The organism is Algorimicrobium echini, assembly GCF_900115185.1.
Taxonomy (GTDB): domain Bacteria; phylum Bacteroidota; class Bacteroidia; order Flavobacteriales; family Flavobacteriaceae; genus Algorimicrobium; species Algorimicrobium echini.
This window is the reverse complement of record NZ_FOVN01000017.1, coordinates 1-2293: the sequence shown is the minus strand read 5'-3', so window position 1 is coordinate 2293 and position 2293 is coordinate 1. Positions and strand designations below refer to the sequence as shown.

3 protein-coding genes are annotated in these 2293 nt (G+C 30.3%); all 3 read right to left on the bottom strand.

Annotated features, from left to right (window positions below):
- Positions 1–244: 244 nt before the first annotated feature.
- The 3 genes from BM239_RS15190 to BM239_RS15480 all read right to left on the bottom strand — a co-directional run bounded on the left by BM239_RS15190 (position 245) and on the right by BM239_RS15480 (position 2179).
- On the bottom strand, positions 245–877 hold the full coding sequence (locus BM239_RS15190) for a tetratricopeptide repeat protein (protein WP_092210183.1): 633 nt from the start codon (positions 875–877) through the stop codon (positions 245–247).
- A 201-nt stretch (positions 878–1078) separates the two neighbouring features.
- The gene (locus BM239_RS15185; RefSeq protein ID WP_092210181.1) at positions 1079–1663 is read right to left on the bottom strand and encodes a hypothetical protein; all 585 of its coding nucleotides are present in this window, start codon (positions 1661–1663) and stop codon (positions 1079–1081) included.
- 6 nt (positions 1664–1669) lie between these two features.
- Positions 1670–2179: a hypothetical protein gene (locus BM239_RS15480; protein WP_092210179.1), complete on the bottom strand. Its 510-nt coding sequence runs from the start codon at positions 2177–2179 to the stop codon at positions 1670–1672.
- Positions 2180–2293: the final 114 nt, after the last annotated feature.

Below are 2293 nucleotides of genomic sequence, written 5' to 3'. Positions count from 1 at the left end.
ATTTTCAGTTTAAAAGGTTCTGAATACCGTCTAATTACTTTGTCATTTTTGTACATAATGTTTAAAATTATGTAGCCTTTATTCAGGACGGGTCAGAATGTTGCACAACGGTTTTATATATGATTTGTTGCGTTTTTCAAGCACTGAATTTAGTAAATAAAACACGAACCAAGAAAATCCGCGAGGATTTTCGTAAGTAGGCTAAAACCAGCAATAAATTATATATGTTGTTGGGCATAGTTTTTTATTCAGAACAATATTCATTCAATTCTTTAATGTCTTTTCTATATTTAGAATATTTTTCCAATAATTTCAGTTCTATTGCTTTTTCTTTATCTGCACAAGATTTTTCTTTTGAATTCATTGCTTTGTAAATTAATGCTCTTGTTTTAAAAGAAATTGAATTTGTCGGTGCTTTTTCTATTGAAATATTAACATCAGTTAATGCTTTTTCGTAATCCATTTTAAGATAATGAACAAAACTTCTATGCTCGTATGAATACGCATTTGGATTTACTTCTAATTCAGAGGTGAAATCAGCAATCGCTTTTTCATATTTTCCAATATTCCGATAAGCATAACCTCGATTTGTTCTCGCAGTATGTGTTTCAGGTTTTAATTCAATGACTTTTGTAAAATCGGAAATACATTCTTTGTATTTTAAATTTTTCTCTCGAACATATCCACGTTGAAAGTATAATTCAGCATTATTTGGATAAATTCGAATTAATTCAGTCCAACTTTTTTCCGCTTTTGTCCATTCTTTATTTTCAGTTTGTTTTTTAGCAATATTTAGTAAATCAGTCGATGAAATCTTTTTAGAAGTTCCACAACTTACAATTAATAAAACTGTAAATATTATTGTTAATTTCTTCATTTTCTTCAAATTATGCCCAACGGTTTTGTATATGGCTCGTAGCGTGTAAATTAGCGATAAATTTTCGGTTAAGCACGAGCCGAATTTTTTAATTTTCTTATTACCTTTTTTCTCAATAAGCCAAATTAAAAAATTTGGCGGACTTGCAAATATGCCTAAACTTCGATTAAGCAACTGATTAGCTATGAGCTATATACGTTGTTACCTGCTGGCTTTTCCGCCCAAGTATTCTCGCATTTTCTTAAAACTAAATCCAACTCCATAAAAATTTGGTTCGAGAATAAAGGAATCTACTACTGCTTTACCAAAGCCTTTATTCATCTCTTTAGCGATTTGAAAATCATCTAAATCTTTATTCTCTTTTAAATCAGAAAACACTTTATTTATCACGTTAACTACTTCAGTTGTATTATTGGATATTTTTCTGAAAGGAATTAATATCATTTTAAAGTTATCGTCATCTTCTAATTCTCCATTATGCTTTTTCCGAAAATGTGCTGGATGACGATTTGTAACCATTAATGCAGGTAACAATTCATTTTTTTCTGCATCTTCTCCGTTAATGTTGTGCCAAGAAAGAACTTCATCGTTGAAATGAATAGCATCTGGCGTTCTTGCAATAACTACGCTTTTTTTATGTTCAGATGACATTCTTGCCATTCGGTCAAAATTTTTCCTCAAAATTTCGCTAATGGGTTCTTCCCAACCATAGTCAAGAAGATAAATATAATAGTCTCTTTCGTAATTTTCATTTAAACCATCAAGGCTATGAATATGTAAACCCATTTATAATTATTTTTTAGTTCGCAAATGTTTTTCGTAAAGTTCGTCCTTTTCTTTTTGGGTCAATATTCCTTTCATTGATTCTAATTTTGCTCCTTCCCATTCGAGTTTTAAAAGGTCTTGGGAAAGTTCGATTAGATTATCTATTTCCGTTTTCAGTTCATCATTCTTTTTTGGGTCAGTTAGATTTGGTATCAGGTCGACTTTTTGCATTAATTTGACATCAAATTTGTCATTTCTATTAAGTTGTAACTTAATTAGAAATCTCAATTTATCAATTTGTTCGATGATTTTTTGCTTTTCGCTATCAGTTAAGTCCGTTATTGCGAAATGATATGTCAGGCCACAAAACTCCGATATATTTTCCCTTAATATTCCAATCCATTTAATTCTTGAAGAAGTTATTGAATTTATAAAAAGAGTTTTTTTGTTATTACGAAGTGAAATAAATAGGCTGATTGAACTTATAACTAAAGTTACAAATATTCCAATTATCGATATATATTCTCTGGGTTCCATTTTTTTTCAGCTTGCAGGTAACGTTTATGTATAAGGAAAGTTGCGTGTTTGTGTGCGAGGATTTTCCGAAGGAAAATCAGATGCAAGCAAACGAGCAACTAACTTTGGTTTAGC